General features: G+C 31.1%; 15 protein-coding genes. 14 read left to right on the top strand and 1 reads right to left on the bottom strand.

Translation table 11 applies throughout. The features are described from left to right. Window positions 1-71 precede the first annotated feature (71 nt). The 4 genes from WHD54_RS01910 to typA all read left to right on the top strand — a co-directional run bounded on the left by WHD54_RS01910 (window position 72) and on the right by typA (window position 8,619). Window positions 72-4,826: a glycosyl hydrolase gene (locus WHD54_RS01910; protein ID WP_088322975.1), complete on the top strand. Its 4,755-nt coding sequence runs from the start codon at window positions 72-74 to the stop codon at window positions 4,824-4,826. 139 nt (window positions 4,827-4,965) lie between these two features. After that, window positions 4,966-6,276, top strand: coding sequence for a DEAD/DEAH box helicase (locus WHD54_RS01905; protein ID WP_088322974.1), 1,311 nt, complete (start codon window positions 4,966-4,968; stop codon window positions 6,274-6,276). Between the two features lie 138 nt (window positions 6,277-6,414). Continuing rightward, window positions 6,415-6,606, top strand: a complete 192-nt coding sequence (locus WHD54_RS01900) for a cold-shock protein (RefSeq protein WP_088322973.1) — start codon at window positions 6,415-6,417, stop codon at window positions 6,604-6,606. 240 nt (window positions 6,607-6,846) lie between these two features. Further along, a complete protein-coding gene (gene typA / locus WHD54_RS01895; RefSeq protein WP_088322972.1) occupies window positions 6,847-8,619 on the top strand; it encodes a translational GTPase TypA in 1,773 nt (590 codons plus the stop codon). A gap of 110 nt (window positions 8,620-8,729) precedes the next feature. Here typA and WHD54_RS01890 read toward each other — a convergent pair whose 3' ends face one another. After that, window positions 8,730-9,251 (bottom strand): hypothetical protein, encoded by a 522-nt coding sequence (locus WHD54_RS01890; RefSeq protein WP_088322971.1) that lies wholly within the window; start codon window positions 9,249-9,251, stop codon window positions 8,730-8,732. A 423-nt stretch (window positions 9,252-9,674) separates the two neighbouring features. Here WHD54_RS01890 and WHD54_RS01885 point away from each other — a divergent pair, with 423 nt between their 5' ends. From WHD54_RS01885 to hisF, 10 genes are all read left to right on the top strand, one after another. Next, window positions 9,675-10,208, top strand: a complete 534-nt coding sequence (locus tag WHD54_RS01885; protein ID WP_233130956.1) for a cysteine dioxygenase — start codon at window positions 9,675-9,677, stop codon at window positions 10,206-10,208. Between the two features lie 23 nt (window positions 10,209-10,231). Beyond that, window positions 10,232-11,629, top strand: coding sequence for a pyridoxal phosphate-dependent decarboxylase family protein (locus tag WHD54_RS01880; RefSeq protein ID WP_088323352.1), 1,398 nt, complete (start codon window positions 10,232-10,234; stop codon window positions 11,627-11,629). 57 nt (window positions 11,630-11,686) lie between these two features. Beyond that, window positions 11,687-12,064 carry a hypothetical protein gene (locus WHD54_RS01875; RefSeq protein WP_088322969.1) on the top strand — a complete coding sequence of 126 codons (378 nt, stop codon included), beginning with the start codon at window positions 11,687-11,689 and terminating at the stop codon, window positions 12,062-12,064. 310 nt (window positions 12,065-12,374) lie between these two features. Continuing rightward, window positions 12,375-13,232: an ATP phosphoribosyltransferase gene (gene hisG / locus WHD54_RS01870; RefSeq protein ID WP_088322968.1), complete on the top strand. Its 858-nt coding sequence runs from the start codon at window positions 12,375-12,377 to the stop codon at window positions 13,230-13,232. A gap of 191 nt (window positions 13,233-13,423) precedes the next feature. Continuing rightward, on the top strand, window positions 13,424-14,707 hold the full coding sequence (gene hisD / locus WHD54_RS01865) for a histidinol dehydrogenase (RefSeq protein ID WP_088322967.1): 1,284 nt from the start codon (window positions 13,424-13,426) through the stop codon (window positions 14,705-14,707). A gap of 44 nt (window positions 14,708-14,751) precedes the next feature. Beyond that, entirely contained in the window at window positions 14,752-15,804 is a 1,053-nt protein-coding gene (gene hisC / locus WHD54_RS01860) for a histidinol-phosphate transaminase (protein ID WP_088322966.1), read from the top strand. Window positions 15,805-15,867: 63 nt separating this feature from the next. Then, window positions 15,868-17,004, top strand: coding sequence for a bifunctional histidinol-phosphatase/imidazoleglycerol-phosphate dehydratase HisB (gene hisB / locus WHD54_RS01855; RefSeq protein WP_088322965.1), 1,137 nt, complete (start codon window positions 15,868-15,870; stop codon window positions 17,002-17,004). Window positions 17,005-17,057: 53 nt separating this feature from the next. Beyond that, window positions 17,058-17,639 (top strand): imidazole glycerol phosphate synthase subunit HisH, encoded by a 582-nt coding sequence (gene hisH, locus WHD54_RS01850; RefSeq protein WP_088322964.1) that lies wholly within the window; start codon window positions 17,058-17,060, stop codon window positions 17,637-17,639. A gap of 2 nt (window positions 17,640-17,641) precedes the next feature. Beyond that, the gene (gene hisA, locus WHD54_RS01845; RefSeq protein WP_088322963.1) at window positions 17,642-18,400 is read left to right on the top strand and encodes a 1-(5-phosphoribosyl)-5-[(5-phosphoribosylamino)methylideneamino]imidazole-4-carboxamide isomerase; all 759 of its coding nucleotides are present in this window, start codon (window positions 17,642-17,644) and stop codon (window positions 18,398-18,400) included. Window positions 18,401-18,411: 11 nt separating this feature from the next. Continuing rightward, the gene (gene hisF / locus WHD54_RS01840) at window positions 18,412-19,167 is read left to right on the top strand and encodes an imidazole glycerol phosphate synthase subunit HisF (protein WP_088322962.1); all 756 of its coding nucleotides are present in this window, start codon (window positions 18,412-18,414) and stop codon (window positions 19,165-19,167) included. The last annotated feature ends 41 nt before the right edge of the window (window positions 19,168-19,208 follow it).

Below are 19,208 nucleotides of genomic sequence, written 5' to 3'. Positions count from 1 at the left end.
AAGTTAATAGGGCGGTATATAACATATCGCTCTATTTTTTTAAATACATGATAATAATCAAAAAACCTTTTATGGAAAATCAGACAAAAAAGCATATTACCTCTATTTTCATTCTTTTATTTACGGTAGCAACATTTTTGGGGCAAACTATTGTAGGTAGTGGTAGTTATACAACTAATTTTCCTGGTACAGATGCAGCGGGTAGAAATGGTTTTCCAAGTGGTAGCCCGCAATTAAGTGGAAATGCTATTGGTAAACCGGTTCCAACAAACGATTGGTGGTCTAAATTGGTAAAAGAAAACCATGCCGACAATTTATTTAATTATCCCATGACATTAAAAACCACCAATAAAGGTTTGATTGTAAGTTATATTCCGTGGGGTGTAATTGGAGATTCTGCCCCAATAGAAGTAAGCTTATTAGGATTAAATACCACCAAAACAACGGTAGATGATTATTCGGATTGGACTGTTACAATGAATTGGAATGATGCTGATAATAACCTAAAAGTCACTGCTGGAATTGGAATGCCTTTTTTGTATTTCGACAAAAAGCCAAGCGATGTTGTAGCGATAAAGGTAAACTCAGGAACCACTACAATTAACAATGAAATGTTAATAATAGAAAATGCCTCTTATGATGCAGATTTTGTTTTATATGCACCATCGGGAAGTACATGGACTCAAAACGGAACATTATTTACCTCTAGTTTAGCGAATAAAAATTATTGGTCTATGGCTATGTTGCCAGAAAATAACATCAATATTAGTTCATTAGCTCAAGCCTATAAAAAATACGCTTATGTGTTTCCAAAAGAAACAAGAACAAGTTGGATTTACAACCAAAATAGTGCCATTGTTACAACTACATTTATTGTAGATACTGAAGTAAAAGAAGGGGTAGAAACTAACGTTTTATTGGGTTTATTGCCTCATCAGTGGAGTAATTTGGCAACTTCTTCTCCAACACCTCAAGGAGACAATTATCAATCTGTAAGAGGTGTTTTAAAAATGTTGGCGGGTAACAGTTTTGTAGTAGAAAATAAATTTAAAGGTATTTTACCAACCTTACCCTACTTAGCTAATTATAGTGAAGGTTTTAGTCCATCGGAGCTGCAGCAAAAAATTGCGCAAATTGAAAATGATGGTTTGTCAACTTGGACAGATTCATACAATGAGGGTCAGGTAATGAATCGATTAATTCAAACAGCTAGAATTGCAGATCAAACGGGTAATAGAACCGCGAGAGATAAAATAATAGCTACCATTAAAGAACGCTTGGAAAACTGGCTAACCTACCAATCAGGAGAAAAAGCATTTTTATTTTATTACAATAATACTTGGTCTGCAATGCTTGGGTATCCTGCGGGGCACGGTCAAGATACAAATATTAATGACCATCATTTTCATTGGGGTTATTTTATTCATGCGGCTTCTTTTATGGAGCAGTTCGAGCCAGGTTGGACAAATAACTGGGCTGGAATGATTAATATTTTGGTAAGAGATGCAGCAACCTCAGATAGGAGCGATACAAAGTTTCCTTTTTTAAGAAATTTCAGTCCTTATGCCGGACATAGTTGGGCAAACGGTTTTGCTTCATTCCCTCAAGGAAACGATCAAGAATCAACTTCAGAAAGTATGCAATTTGCATCTTCGTTAATCCATTGGGGAACTATCACTAATAATAACTCAATTAGAGATTTAGGTATTTACATTTATACAACAGAGCAAACAGCAGTAGAAGAATATTGGTTTGATATTTACAATAGAAACTTTGCGCCATCACAACAATATAGCCTTGTTTCTAGAGTTTGGGGAAATTCATATGATAACGGTACTTTCTGGACCTCAGACATTGCCGCTTCATATGGTATAGAAATGTATCCTATTCATGGAGGTTCTCTATATTTAGGACATCAGCAAACATATGCAAAGTCTTTATGGACAGAAATTTCAAATAATACAGGGATATTAAGTAATGAAGTAAATCCGAATTTATGGCACGATACTTATTGGAAATTTTTGTCTTTAACAAACCCAGAGGCTGCTATAGATTTATATGACTCTAACCCAGATAGAAATTTAAAATTTGGTATTTCAGATGCGCAAACCTACCATTGGTTACATGCCATAAATGCTCTTGGAATAGTAAATACAGATATTACTGCAAATTATCCGATTGCTTCAGTTTTTGAAAAATCAGGAGAGAAAACATATGTTGCTCATAATTATTCAAATTCTCAAATTACAGTAACTTTTTCAGACGGATTCAGTCTAATAGTGCCTCCAAATACAATGGCAACAAGTAGAGATGTTGCTGTAAATGGGGTGTTATCGTCAAATTTTAAACAAGCTTTTCCGAACGGAAGTGTAAATTTATCAGTTCAAACTTTAGGCGCAGGAATTACAAAGGTTGCTTTTTATGATGGAGATACTTTTATAGGAGAATCTACAACAGCACCATATTCTATAAAAGCAGACAATCTACAGCTAGGTATGCATGGTTTTTATGCAAAAGTATATGTAGGTAATCTTTTTAATGTTACTAATATAGTAACGGTTCAAGTGGGCGAGCAACTCCCATTTAATGGGAATTTAAACCAAATACCTGGAGTTATAGAAGCGGGTAATTATGATGTTTTTGAGGGTGGAAGAGGTCAAAATATTAGTTACGTAGACACTTCTTCTTTTAACGAAGGAGATTACAGAACCAACGAATCTGTAGATGCAGTAACAAATACACAAGAAGGAAAAATTGTTGGATGGATTGTTGCAGGTGAATGGTTGGAATATACTGTTGATGTTCAAACAGCTGGAATTTATGATGTAGATATTAGATATGCATCAGGAAATACCAGTGGAGGTGGTCCTTTTCACTTCGAAATAGAGGGCAAAAAAATAAGTCCAGATGTCATGTTAAGTTCAACAAATGATTGGAGTTCGTGGAGTACAAAGACTGTTTCAAATATAGAATTAACAGCAGGAAAACATGTTTTAAGATTAAAAGTAGCTAATGGAGAATTTAATATTGGTAAAATAACTTTTATATATAGTAATCCTTTACCATTTGTGCCACCAGTTGCTAATGCAGGAGATAATGTTGTGGTAATATTACCTAATAACACCGCGGTGCTAGACGGTTCTTTAAGTAAAGATGACGAAGGAGAATCTCTAACGTATGTTTGGAATCAAGTATATGGGCCAACAACCATAACTTTTGATGACGTAACAAGTGTTTCTCCTAATATTTCAAATTTAGAAGATGGAATTTACAAAGTAAGGCTAACGGTAACCGATGGAACTTATAGTGCTTTTGATGAAGTATTAGTTATTGTATCTGACACTGGAAATACAAAACCAACTGTGGCAATTACTTCTCCCAATAATAATAGCGTTTTTCAAGAAAATGAAAAAATAAGTATAACCGCTTCTGCAAGTGATTTAGATGGAACAATAGCAAGTGTTGCTTTTTATAAGGGAACCACAAAAATTGGGGAAGATTTTACGGCTCCATATACTTTTGAGTGGGAAAACGCACCAGTAGGAAATCAATTAATAACAGCTGTTGCAAAAGATAATTTAAACGAAACGACTACATCGGCGGCTGTAAATATTTCGGTAGCTGCAGTACTTTCGTGTTCAGAGTCTACTAATATTGCTCAGCAAGGTTCTTTTTCAACAGGATACAAAGCAACTTTTAAGACTGTCGGAAATGAGGTAACTATTTCTTTTGAACTTTTAGATACCGACAAGTTGGGTGTTGTTGCTTACTTGTGGCAAAAAACGCCTTTTGGTGAGACTCAAATGGAGAGCACTTCTGAGCGTGTTTTTTCAAAAAAAATTACAGGTCTTACGGTTGGAGAAACCATAAGTTATGCATGTAAATTTGCTTTTGCTGGTGGTCTATCAGTTACCAAATATATAGACTATAAAGTAGGTACTAATTGTGGCACTAATAGTGGAGATAATGAAGTACCTACCAATTTTACAGCTACTATCGGTAATGTTACCGCAAGTTCTGTAGAAATTTTAGTTCAGGGAAATGACAATTCTGGGACTGTTTTATATAGTGCATCATACAACAGTATTACAGAAACGATAACTGCAGATTCTGGTGTACAGAAATCTCTAGTAATAGCAGGTTTAAGCCCAGAAACTAATTATGTATTTTCTGTAAATGCCTCCGATTTAACGGGAAATGAAGCTACAAACAATTCGATAGAAATTTCAACAACTACTGCAAAAGATCTAAGTACAGAGTGCGCAGGAAGTAGTGCAGATGCACAACAAGGTAGCTTTAGTTTAGGATATAATTATAGTTTTGAAACCATTGGAAGTGATGTTGTTATTACTTTTGAACTTTTAGATACCGATAAAACAGGCTTGGTGGCTTATTTATGGAAAGAATCTCCTTTTGCAGAAACCGCTATGAACAGTGAATCAGGAAATAAATTTAGAGCAACTATTACTGGGTTAACTGTAGGGGAAACAATTAATTATGGTTGTAAGTTTGCTTTTGCAGGAGGTTTGGCAGTAAGCAAATATTTTTCATATACAGTAGGAAATTCTTGTTCGTTAAATGTTGCAGAAGAAAAGTTAGAAGACTCAATTTTAATGTATCCAAATCCTTCTAATAATCAAATTTCTATTTATGACAGAAATAATATCATTCAAAAAGTTTCCTTTTACTCTGTATCAGGGAAAAAAGTATTAGAAGTTCAACAAGGCTATTCGAAAATCAACTTAAATAATTTGAATTCCGGAATTTATATTGTCAAAATTCATAGTAACCATAAAATCATAACAAAAAAGTTATTTAAAAAATAAAAGGATATTTTCTTTTTTTTAAGGCTCCAGTTTTCTAAAAATAATGGGACTTTTTTTATCAAAATAAAAAAAGAATGTTATAATTATATGTAGGGCATAAGTCTAACTATCTTTGCAGCCTTATTAAATTAGTAGTAATATGGCAAATACGATAAAAGATCAAGAAGAAATTTTACAAAAACTGAGTATAAATCAGTTAAATCCTATGCAATTAGAGGCCATTGCAACTATTAAAAAGAACACAAATACCGTTTTATTATCTCCTACAGGAACTGGTAAAACACTCGCTTTTTCGCTTCCTTTATTAGCTACTTTACAAGCTGATTTAGAGGAAATACAGGCTTTAATTTTAGTGCCTTCTAGAGAATTAGCAATTCAAATAGAACAGGTAATAAGATCTATGGGGGCTGGTTTTAAAGTAAATGCCGTTTATGGAGGTAGACCAATGTCTAAAGATAAAATTGAATTGAAGCATTTACCTGCAATTTTAATTGGTACACCAGGTAGAATTTCAGATCATTTTGCAAATGAACGTTTTTCTAAAAAGTATATAAAAACACTGATTTTAGATGAGTTTGATAAGTCTTTAGAAGTTGGTTTTGAGTACGAAATGAGAGGAATTATAAACGAACTTCCGGCTGTTAACAAGCGAATACTAACATCGGCTACCCAAGGTGTAGAAATACCCGATTTTGTAAATTTAGACTCACCAAATATCGTTAATTATTTAAAGGCAATATCATCTAAATTACAAGTAAAAACAGTAGTTTCTCCAGCAAAAAATAAACTGAATACTTTATTACATTTATTAAATCACTTAGGAAATCAGCAAGGTATTATTTTTTGTAATCTTAAGGATACAATAAATAATGTGAGTGCATTCTTAGAAACTAAAAATATAAAACATGAGTGTTTTAGTGGTGGAATGGAGCAAAAAGACAGAGAGCGTTCATTAATAAAATTCAGAAATGGTACTAATCAGCTTTTAGTAGCTACAGATTTGGCTGCTCGTGGTATAGATGTACCCGAATTAAAGTACATTATTCATTATGAATTACCAAGAGAAATAGAAGAATTTACTCATAGAAATGGTAGAACAGCTAGAGTTTCAAATACAGGTACTGCTTATGTTTTACGATGGAAAGATGAACAATTACCAAGTTTTATTAATGTGAAAGATTCAGAAAACATAAGTAAGCAAGCAGTTAGAGAGGCTGTTTATTGGGAAACGCTCTTTATTTCTGGAGGAAGAAAAGATAAAATTTCTAAAGGAGATATTGCAGGACTTTTTATAAAACAAGGTAAATTACAAAAAGAAGAGTTAGGAGTTATAGAGTTAAAGCAAGACTGTGCTTTTGTTGCTGTGCCAGCAACTTTATCGGATACATTGGTAGAAAAATTAAATAATTTAAGACTGAAAAAGAAAAAAGTAAGAATTTACAAGATATAAAATAGATTTTTTTAAATAAAATTGGTTTGAAAGTGCCCTGAATAATAATTTTAAAACTTTATCTAAAAATATAGTTGTTATGAGTTTTATTGCACCATCTTTGCAACATCAATATTGATAAAAATTAAATAAAGTATTATGAGTAAAGGTACAGTAAAGTTTTTCAACGAAACAAAAGGTTTTGGATTTATAACTGAAGAAGGAGTAGATAAAGATCATTTTGTACACGTTTCTGGTTTAGTTGATGAAATTAGAGAAGGAGACGAAGTTGAATTTGACTTACAAGAAGGAAACAAAGGATTAAACGCAGTTAACGTAAAAGTTATCTAATATAAATTCATACATTTTCTAAAAATCCGTCTTAAGACGGATTTTTTTTGCTCTTTATTAAAAAAAATAAGTTTTATAAATCTATTTTAGTTAATAAAATACAATAGTGCCATTCTTAATACCCGTTTCTAATGTATTGTAAAACAAATATTAATAACTGTTTTTTGAAAAAAAAGCAAACAGAAAACGTATAATTTACATAGAAACAACTACTTTTGCACGAAATTTAAGAAAGCACAAATGCAACCAATTAGAAACATCGCAATTATTGCCCATGTCGATCACGGAAAAACGACATTAGTAGATAAAATTATTGATCAGGCTAAAATTTTAGACGATCGTAAAGAACGTACAGATTTATTGTTAGATAATAACGATTTAGAACGTGAAAGGGGAATTACAATTCTTTCTAAAAACGTTTCTGTAAACTATAAAAACACCAAAATTAATGTAATTGATACACCGGGTCACGCCGATTTTGGTGGAGAGGTAGAGCGTGTTTTAAAAATGGCAGATGGAGTTTTATTGTTAGTTGATGCTTTTGAAGGACCAATGCCACAAACACGTTTTGTATTAGGTAAAGCACTAGAACTTGGTTTAACACCTATTGTTGTTGTTAATAAAGTAGATAAAGAAAATTGTACACCAGATTTAGTTCATGAAAAAGTTTTCGATTTAATGTTTGCTTTAGAAGCATCAGAAGAGCAATTAGATTTTACAACCATTTATGGTTCTGCCAAAAATAACTGGATGTCTACCGATTGGAAGAAACAAACAGATAATATTGTCCCATTATTAGATGCTGTATTAGATTCTATTCCAGAAACTAAATACAATGAAGGTACCCCTCAAATGCAAATTACATCTTTAGATTTTTCTGCATTTACTGGTAGAATTGCTATAGGACGTGTTTTTAGAGGAGATTTAGAAGTAGGAAAAGATTACATGTTGTGTAAATCGGATGGAAGCACAAAAAAAGTACGTATTAAAGAGTTGCATGTTTTTGAAGGAATGGGTAAAGTACAGGTAGATAAAGTTCCTTGTGGAGATATTTGTGCAATTACTGGTATAGAAGGTTTTGAAATTGGAGATACTATAGCCGATTTAGAAAACCCAGAAGCGCTGCCAAGAACAGAAATAGATCAGCCAACAATGAGTATGTTGTTTACTATAAACAATTCTCCATTTTTTGGTAAGGAAGGAAAATATGTAACTTCAAGACATTTAAGAGATAGATTATTTAAAGAGTTAGAAAAAAATCTTGCTTTAAAAGTAGAAACTACAGACAGCGAAGACAAATTTAATGTTTTTGGTAGAGGAGTATTACACTTATCTGTTCTTATAGAAACAATGCGTAGAGAAGGATACGAATTACAAGTAGGTAGACCACAAGTAATTTTAAAGGAAATAGATGGTGTAAAATGTGAACCATATGAAACATTATCTATAGATGTGCCTGAAGATGTTGCCTCGAAAGCTGTAAACCTTGTATCACTAAGAAAAGGAGATTTATTAGTAATGGAGCCAAAAGGAGATTTACAACACCTAGAGTTTACAATTCCTTCTCGAGGATTGATTGGTTTAAGAAACAAAATTTTAACAGCTACTTCTGGACAAGCAATTATAAATCACCGTTTTTCGGAATACGGTCCTTACAAAGGAGATTTTTCAGAAGATATTAAAGGAGCTATAGTTTCTTCTGCAGCAGGTAAAGCTACTGCGTATGCTTTAGACCGTTTGCAAGATAGAGGTCGTTTCTTTATCGATATAAATCAAGAAATATATGTTGGTCAGGTAATTGGAGAAAATTCAAAGTCTGAAGATATGGCTGTGAATCTAATTAAAGGTAAACAATTAACCAACATGCGTAAATCTGGTACAGATGATGCAATGAAAATTGCACCTAAAGTAGATTTTTCTTTGGAAGAAAATATGGAGTATATAAAAGCAGACGAATATTTAGAGGTAACTCCTTTAAGTTTACGTATGCGTAAAATAAACTTTAAAGGATAATAATAGTATTTAATTTACTTAATATGTAAAAGCTCAAGTTGTAAAACTTGAGCTTTTTTGTTGATGCAACAACTTTGGTTGTGGGGATATTTATTTTTTTTTTGAACTTATTACTCAGAAAATACCAACAAACTCAGTTTCTTTAGAGCATTGCTAAACGTTACTTTTGCTTTATGTTTGTCTTTTATAAAATCGGTAATTTTTAGCGAAGTACAAGAATTGTTCGAAATTTTTAACGGAACTTTTGTACTTCCTTTAGGAACATGTATGTATGCAAAACTATACATCCATTTTGGGTTTAATTCTGATAAATGATAAGTAAACGTAATGTTAGAGTCGTTACAAATAGTCCAATTTCTATAATTTTCTTTGGCAATTTTAGTATACTCTAAACCACTTATTATTAATAGTTTTTTTTCAGAATTGTAAGTTACTTTAATATTACCACTTTCGGTGGTAAAAGAAGGCAGACATGTAGCACATTTTTGCTCACCAATTACCTTAACACCATACTCTTTAAAAACGTTTTTTATAGTACGAATAGTTTGGTCAATAGCTTTTTGTTGAGCATTTACATTTGAGTTCGATAACAAAAACATAAAAAAAGCTAAAAGAGTAACACTTTTTTTCATAATAATTAGGGATGAGCTTGTAATTTAACTAATTATATTTAATTTTTAAAATAATATTAGAATTTTACGCTCTACAAAACTATCTTTTATTTTGAAATTTCAAAAGAGGTAAAACCCCCATTTTTAATTTCATTAGCTAGTTACATTTTTAGAAAAGACATTTTCAATTATTTTTTTTTATAAAGATAAAATCAACTATAATTTTTTTTCAGATTTTTTAAAAATCACTAAAATTTAACAAATTCTAATAAAAATTGCATAAAAAACGGTAAAAATATCTTGATTTCACCCTAAAAACGATTAAAATTGTTATATTAGCAATAATGGTTCTTTTGCAAAATAATTGTTAACTATTATTAGTTATTAAAAATAATGCTAAAGTGCAATCCCTTTTTATCAATTACAAAAAAGCAATATATAATTTTGAATTCTAACGAACACAGTCCTGAAAAACTTCAATCTTTAGAACAATTAATTACCGCCCTTACAGAGAGTGATATAAAAAAATACAATCGTATTTTTCATTCTGTACAGTTTTCTCAAAATGCCTTTGATTCTTATTGTTCTTGGTCTGAAGATTGTTACACAAGAAACTGTATTATAGATACAGAAAAGTTTGAACTTATTTTAATTTGTTGGTGCGAAGGCCATAAAACACCAATTCATGACCATGGTGGTGAAGAATGTTGGGTAAAAGTAATTGAAGGTTGTTTTGAAGAAACAATTTACAAAGAGGATGATAATGGACTTCTAAGCTTGGTAAAAACCTCTAAGTCTCAAAAAGGAGAAATTACTTATATGAAAGATTTTATGGGGTTTCATCGTTTAGAGAATATTGCTAAATCGAACAGTATATCTTTACATTTGTATGCAAAGCCAATTAGAAGTTGTAGAATGTTAGATGAAGATTCTAATCAATTGGTAGAAAAAGAAATGTCTTACTGTACAGTATCATAACTAATAAAAATATATAGATGAGTATTTCTCAAATAAAAAGTGACTTAAATTTGTTTAATAGTTTGGTAGAATCCTTGCTAGAAGAAGAGAGTAAAAACCCTGTTGCACAAAGAATTGAGGCCGCAGAATTATATAGCACCTTAGATTTATCTTTAACAGATAATGGCATGGTAGATACTAATTTTAAAGAGCTGTTAAAAGAAGTTTTAAAGGCTACGCCAAAAACAGCAACAAATTTATTTTTTAATCAGCTTTTTGGAGGAAGACAAAGCAAAGCTGTTTTAGGAGATTTATTAGCAGTATTGTTAAACAATAGTATGTACACCTACAAAGTTGCAGGTCCGCAAGTTGGTATAGAGCAAGAAATTATAAAGTATTCTTGCAAACTTATAGGTTACGGACCACAAAGTAATGGTACTTTTCCTACGGGTGGTTCTATGAGTAATTATATGGCTTTAGTTATGGGGAGAGATGCAAAAGATCCAGAAAGTAGGCTACAAGGAGTTAGAAAGCCTTTGATAATATATACCTCAGAAGAAAGTCATTATTCCAACGCTAAGAATGCAAGTTTTGCAGGTATTGGTAAAAATAATATACGCTATATACCAACAGATGCTAAGGGAAGAATGTTGCCAGAAGCTTTAGAAGATCAAATTAAATTAGATATAAATAATGGTGGTATTCCTACTTATGTAAATGCCACTGCAGGAACCACAGTTTTAGGAGCATTCGATCCAATAGATGAAATTGCAACGATTACAGAAAAGTATAATATTTGGTTACATGTAGATGGTGCTTACTGTGGCAGCGTAATATTTAGTGAAAAGTACAAACATTTGTTAAAAGGGGTAGAAAAATCAAATTCTTTTAGTTACAACGCACATAAAATGTTAGGAACACCACTTACTTGCTCTATTATTTTGGTAAATGACAAAAAGCATCTCTATAATTCATTTAGTAATGATGCCGATTATTTGTATCAAACAGATGGAGACGATTTTAATTTGGGAAAAACTTCTTTTCAATGTGGACGAAGAAACGATGCATTAAAATTTTGGACTCTTTGGAAGTCTGTTGGAACAAAAGGATTGGAAAAAATTGTAGATCAGCAATTTAACCTAGCTAATATTGCCATTAATTATATTAAAAACAATCCAGATTACACATTATATAGTTTCAATGATGCCATTTCTGTTTGTTTTAATTACAAAAATATCGATCCGAAATTATTGTGCACGGCGTTGTATGAACATCAAGAAACCGTAGTAGGTTTTGGTTCTTTTAAACAAGATACATTTGTTAGATTTGTAACCATTAATGCAAATAATGAGGAGCAAGATATTTTAAACTTTTTTAAAGTATTAGAAGATTTTGTTTCTAAAAATGAACACCTCTTTAAAGAAACTGCTATAAACGTATAAACCAATATTTTAAACATTAAAAGCTAGTTTATTTTTGAAATCTTATAATATTGCTTAATGAATTCGTTAGATGCCCTTTTTAAAGAGTTGCATAGTTGTATTGCCTCAAAAGATTTTGTAAAATTTACAGTTAGCAAACCACTTCGTAAAAAAGAAGGTTTACTAAATGTTTACATGCGAAATTTTTTGCAAGAGGATAATGAACTGTTTGAATTTAAATACCGTTATAATGACAAGGAAATATATAAAAATGTACCTTTAAATGAGGCTATTAAAGAATTAGAACATCTATTAATGACAACCTTTAGAGCAGGAACACTATTTACTTTACAGAAAGATGTAATTGTAATGATTTCTAAAAACAAAGCAGTTTCTTTTAGAGAGAATTTACCAAGTTTTAAAAATAAATTGCCTGAATTTTCTAGAAAAGACTAGCAAATAATAACTTTTTATCGATTAAATTAAAATTAAACAATTTTTATGAAATTGATAAATTTTTATTTTTATATAAATTTTTACAAATCTATTTGCTTTTATTAAAATAAAATTAGAATATTTGCAACATAAAATAAAAGAAAATGACATTTACTCAAAACCATCATCATCATTTTAATAATTGCCATCAAGCGATGTAAAAATGTATTGAGTAAATTCAAGATATTTAAAAACCCGTTTGAGCAAATCAAACGGGTTTTTATAGTTTAAGCCCAATTTGTTCAAGCTCATAAAAACCAATTAAAAAGGTATGCAAAATTTAAGAATTGCTGTTCAGAAGTCTGGAAGACTAAATGAAGACTCTATGAAAATCTTAAAAGATATTGGAATTTCAATAGATAACGGAAAAGATCAATTAAAAGCAGCGGCTAGAAATTTTCCTGTAGAAGTTTTTTACCTAAGAAATGGAGATATACCACAGTATTTAAGAGATGGAGTAGTAGATGCAGCTATCATTGGAGAAAATATTTTAGTAGAAAAAGGAACAGATATTCAGTTTATAGAACGTTTAGGTTTTTCTAAATGTAAAGTATCTATTGCAGTTCCAAAAGAATCTAATGTAGCATCACTCAAAGATTTAAACGGAAAAAGAATTGCAACATCGTATCCAGAAACAGTTAAAAAATTTTTAAAAGCTCAAAATATTACTGCACAATTACACCAAATTAACGGTTCGGTAGAAATTGCACCAAATATTGGTTTGGCAGACGGAATTTGTGATATTGTTTCAAGCGGAAGCACTTTGTTTAAAAATGGTTTAAAAGAAGTTGAAGTACTTTTAAAATCTGAAGCAGTTTTAGCAGTTTCGCCAAAAATATCTTCAGATAGGAAAGCTATTTTAGATAAAATACAATTTAGAATGCAGTCTGTTTTAAAAGGACAAGAATCTAAATACGTACTTTTAAATGCACCGAATAATAAGCTAGATGCTATTTTAGAACTATTACCAGGTATGAGAAGTCCCACTGTTTTACCATTAGCAGAAAAGGGTTGGAGTTCTGTGCATACGGTAGTTTCAAAAAATCAATTTTGGGAAATTATAGATGGCTTAAAAGCCAATGGTGCTGAAGGTATATTAGTTTGTCCAATAGAAAAAATGGTGCTTTAATTGTTTAATTATGGCGTTTTTACAGGCTTTTCACTATATCTTTTTATGGTTGTTTTATATAAAAAATTAATCAATAAGTAATTCAAAAATCTTAGTTTAAATAAAAACAGTACATAAAAAGGATGTCGTTTCAATCCTGAACGCAAAAAGAGAAACTAAAATTTTATTTCATTTACATCAGTAAAATAAATATGAAAAGTATAGAAAATCCAAGTAAAGAAAGTTGGAAACAAATTTTAGAAAGACCCACAAAAACTGTCAATGATATTGAGGCAACAGTTAACGAGGTTTTTAAGGAAGTTCAAACAAAAGGAGATGCTGCCATTTTTAAGTATACTCAAAAGTTTGATAATGTTACTTTAAATACTCATTTAGTAAATTCAGATGAGATTTTAAAGGCAACAAAATCTATTTCAAGTGATTTAAAAAAGGCTATAAAATTGGCCAAAGACAATATTACAAAGTTTCATAACGCACAAATAACAACTAAACAAATAGTAGAAACCACAGAAGGTGTTGTGTGTTGGCAAGAAAAAAGAGCTATTCAAAAAGTAGGTTTATATATTCCTGGCGGAACAGCCCCACTTTTTTCTACAGTATTAATGTTGGCAATTCCGGCTAAAATTGCAGGTTGTAAAGAAATAGTTTTATGTTCACCACCTAACAAAGAAGGCGAAATTCATCCAGCTATTTTATACGCTGCACACCTTTGTGGAGTCACACAAATTATAAAAGTTGGAGGTATTCAGGCTATTGCAGGTTTAACATTTGGTACAACAACCATTCCGAAAGTATACAAAATATTCGGACCAGGAAATCAGTTTGTTACAGTTGCAAAACAACTAGCAACAAAATATGGAGTTGCCATAGATATGCCGGCTGGGCCGAGCGAACTTTTAGTGGTTGCAGATGATAGTGCAAACCCTAGTTTTGTTGCTTCAGATTTATTAAGTCAAGCAGAACATGGCATCGACAGTCAGGTTATTTTGGTCTCTACCTCTAAAAAACTAATACTTGAAGTTGCTGCCGCTTTGCAAAAACAACTTTTAGACTTACCGAGAGTAGAAATTGCAAAAAAAGCAATTGAAAATTCGAAATCAATCTTAGTAGCAAATGATACCATTGCATTAGATTTAATTAATGAATATGGACCTGAGCATTTTATAGTTTGCACAAAAAATAATTCTTTTTACATAGAAAATATACAAAATGCAGGTTCTGTTTTTATAGGTAACTATACACCAGAAAGTGCTGGCGATTATGCTTCTGGCACCAACCATACATTACCAACAAACGGTTTTACAAAGGCATATTCTGGTGTAAATTTAGATAGTTTTACAAAGAGTATTACCTTTCAGGAAATCTCTGAACAAGGCATTAAAAATATAGGTACATCTATAGAGATTATGGCCGAAAAGGAAGGCTTGTTTGCTCATAAAAATGCAGTAACCTTAAGACTAAATAATATAAATTAGTAGCTATTTAAAATTAGAATGAACTCTATTTACAGCGCAAAAAAATGAAAGTAAAGTTTAATATAAACAGTTTAGTTAGAGATAATATTAAGACTCTAAAGCCATATTCTTCTGCAAGAGACGAATACAAAGATGTAGCTGTTAAAAATATGGTTTTCTTAGATGCCAATGAAAATCCCTATGAAAACGGAGTAAATAGGTATCCCGATCCTCAACAAAATTTAGTTAAAGAAATACTATCAGAATTAAAGAGTGTTCCGAAACAAAATATTCTTTTAGGAAACGGAAGCGATGAAGTATTAGACCTAATATTTAGAGCATTTTGTGAACCCTCTAAAGACAATATTATTACCTTACCACCCACGTACGGTATGTATAGTGTTTTAGCAAATATTAATAATGTAGAAAATAAAGAAGTCCTATTATCAGATAGTTTTCAACCAAAAGTTTCGCAGATTTTAGAAAAAACGACCGAACAAACAAAAATTTTATTTCTATGTTCTCCCAACAATCCAACCGGAAACACTTTTTCGGTAACTGTTGTAGAAGAGTTACTCACAAAATTTAATGGCTTAGTAGTTATTGATGAGGCATATATAGATTTTTCCGAGCAGCTAACTTGGCTAGAAAGACTAAAGGATTTTCCGAATTTGATAATTACTCAAACCTTGTCAAAGGCTTTTGGCTTGGCGGGTATTCGGTTGGGAATTTGTTATGCATCAGAAGAAATAATAGCAATATTAAATCGAATAAAACCTCCTTATAATGTTAATGAATTAACTCAAAAAAAGGCTATTGAACGCTTATTAGAACCAGGCAATGTTGTAAAAGAAATTGAAAAAATTAAATTACAAAGAAAGTGGTTGATGAGCTCTTTAGAAGAAGTAAGCTTTGTAGAAAAAATATATAATACCGACTGTAATTTTGTGCTCGTAAAAGTAGACGATGCGGTAAAAAGGTATGAGCAACTAACAGAAAAAGGTTTTGTAGTTAGAAACAGAACTAACCAACCATTGTGTAATAATTGTTTAAGACTTACTATTGGTACAGAAAAAGAAAATAGCGCTTTATTACAAGCGTTGAAAGAAATAATATAAGCATGTATTAAAATTTACTTTTTAACTTCTTTTAATAAAGTAAGCTTAAGATAAAAATAACAAATGAAAAAAGTATTATTTATAGATAGAGACGGTACATTGGTATTAGAACCGCCAGTAGATTATCAATTAGATAGTTTAGAAAAGTTAGAGTTTTACCCAAAAGTTTTTCAGTATATGGCTAAAATTGCTAACGAGTTATCATACGAGTTGGTAATGGTTACAAATCAAGACGGATTGGGAACAGAGTCATTTCCTGAAGAGACTTTTTGGCCAGCTCAAAATAAAATTATCAATGCTTTTGCAAAAGAGGGTGTTATTTTTTCTGAGGTTTTTATAGACAAGAGTTTTCCTTATCAAAATGCGCCAACAAGAAAACCAAGAACAGGTTTACTTACAAAATATTTTTCAGAAGAATATGATTTGGCAAATTCTTACGTGTTAGGAGATAGGATTACAGACATGGAGTTAGCAAAAAATTTAGGAGCCAAAGGAATCTTTTTATCTGAAGATATAAGTTTAGGTGCCGACGAAATTGAGAGTTCAAAAAAAGAAATATTAGATGTAATTTCTTTAAAAACAACAGATTGGTTTGCTATATATGAGTTTTTAAAGCTAGAGGATAGAGTAGAAGAAATTACTAGAGTTACCAATGAAACAGATATTTACATAAAATTGAATTTAGATGGTTCTGGTAAAAATGATATTAGTACAGGACTATCTTTTTTTGATCATATGTTAGATCAAATAGGAAGACATGGTAATATGGATTTGACCATAAAAGTATCTGGAGATTTAGAGGTGGATGAACACCATACTATTGAAGATACAATGATTGCTCTTGGTGAATTATTTCATAAAGCATTAGGAGATAAATTAGGAATTGAGCGCTATGGATTTTGTTTGCCTATGGATGATTGTTTGGCTCAAGTAGCCGTAGATTTTGGTGGTAGAAATTGGTTAGAATGGGAGGCAGAATTTAAGAGAGAAAAAATTGGTGATATGCCTACAGAAATGTTTTTTCATTTATTTAAATCTTTCTCAGATGGTGCAAAATGTAATTTAAACATTAAAGCAACAGGCGTTAACGAGCATCATAAAATAGAGGGTATTTTTAAAGCTTTTGCAAAAGCTTTAAAAATGGCTGTAAAAAGAGACTCTAATAAAATGTTTTTACCATCTACAAAAGGCTTATTATAAAAAAAATAGTACAAAAAAGATACTTTAAAAAACAAGTATAAATTAATTAGTGCATGAAATTAGTAATTATAGATTACGGTGCTGGAAACATAAAAAGTATTCAATTTGCTTTTAAAAGATTAGGGGTAAATGCTATTTTAACAAGTAATACAACAGAGATAGAAACTGCAGATAAGGTTATTTTTCCGGGAGTAGGCGCAGCAGGATCTGCTATGAAAATGCTTAAAGAAAGTGGTTTAGATGTGGTAATTCCGAACTTAAAGCAACCTGTTTTAGGTATTTGTTTAGGAATGCAATTAATGTGTTGTAATACCGAGGAAGGAAATACCAAAGGATTGGGAATATTTAATGTACCTGTTAAAAAATTTCCGAATACTTTAAAAGTACCACAAATGGGGTGGAACGTAATTTCCAATTTAAAATCGCCTTTATTTAAAGGGATTAAAGAAAAAGAGTTTATGTATTTGGTACATAGCTATTATGCAGCAAAAAATGAGCAAGCAATAGCTATTTCTAACTATGGTTTAGAATATTCAGCGGCATTGCAACATAATAATTTTTATGGTGTACAATTTCATCCAGAAAAGAGTGGTATTGAAGGGAGTAAAATTTTACAAAACTTTTTAAATTTATAATAATGAGAATAATACCAGCTATAGATATTATTGACGCAAAATGTGTTCGTTTAACAAAAGGAGATTATGCTACCAAGAAGGTTTATAATGAAAACCCCATAGAAGTAGCAAAAGAGTTTGAAGCTTCTGGTATTGAGTATTTACATGTTGTAGATTTAGACGGAGCAAAAGCAAGTAAAATTATTAACTACAAAGTTCTAGAGGAAATTGCCAGTAAAACAAATCTAAAAATAGATTTTGGTGGAGGCTTAAAAACTGATAAAGATATAGAAATTGCTTTCAATTCTGGTGCAAATCAAGTAACAGGAGGAAGTATAGCAGTAAAAAATAAAACACTTTTTAAAAGTTGGATTGATAAATTTGGTGCAGATAAAATTATTTTAGGAGCAGACTTTTATCCTGATGAATACGGTGGCAAAATTGCTACCAATGGTTGGCAAGAAGAAAGTGATTTAGAGTTAATTCCTTTTATTAAAGAATATCAAGAAAAAGACATTCAGTATGTAATTTGTACCGATATTTCTAAAGATGGCATGTTGCAAGGACCTAGTTTTGATGTTTATAAGCGCATTTTAAGTACTTGTAAATTAACAGCCATAAAAAAATCTTTAAAATTAATTGCTTCTGGTGGTATTTCAAATTTTGATGAACTCCCAAAATTATTAGAAATTGGTTGCGAAGGTGTTATTATTGGAAAAGCTATTTATGAAGAAAAAATTTCTTTGAAACAGCTAGAGCAATTCATTTTAAAGAATAGTTAAAAATTAAGTGTATGCTGACAAAAAGAATAATACCTTGTTTAGATATTAAAGACGGGCGAACCGTAAAAGGAGTCAATTTCGTAAACCTAATAGACGCTGGTAACCCAGTTGTTTTAGCAAAAAAATATGCAGAATTAGGTGCAGATGAATTGGTATTTTTAGACATATCTGCCACTCTAGAGGGACGTAAAACTATGTTGGAAATGGTTTTAAAAGTAGCCGAACAGGTAAATATTCCCTTTACAGTTGGTGGCGGTATATCATCAATTGCAGATGTAGACTTACTTTTAAAATCTGGTGCAGATAAAGTATCTATAAATTCATCTGCTATAAAAAGACCTGAGTTAATTAATGAATTATCTGATAAATTCGGAAATCAGTGTATTGTTGTAGCTATCGACGCCAAGCAAGTTAATGGTGTTTGGAAAGTACATTTAGCTGGTGGTACGATAGCTACCGATTTAAATTTGTTTGATTGGGCAAAAGAAGTTGAAAAAAGAGGTGCTGGAGAAATTTTATTTACCTCAATGAATAATGATGGAACAAAAGCAGGTTTCGCTAATGATGCTTTACGTAGGTTGTCTACCGAATTAAATATACCAATTATAGCTTCTGGTGGAGCAGGAACCATGGCGCATTTTGTAGATACATTTACCCTAGGAAAGTCGGATGCAGCCTTAGCAGCAAGTGTTTTTCATTTTAATGAAATTCCGATTTTAGAGTTAAAAAAGGAGCTAAAAAAAAATAACATTCAAGTAAGAATTTAGAATAACATAGTACATTATAATAAATGACATTTAAATGTTGA

It is taken from the genome of Polaribacter tangerinus (assembly GCF_038024095.1).
GTDB classification, from domain to species: Bacteria; Bacteroidota; Bacteroidia; order Flavobacteriales; family Flavobacteriaceae; genus Polaribacter; species Polaribacter tangerinus.
This window is presented reverse-complemented; position numbering and strand designations above follow the sequence as displayed.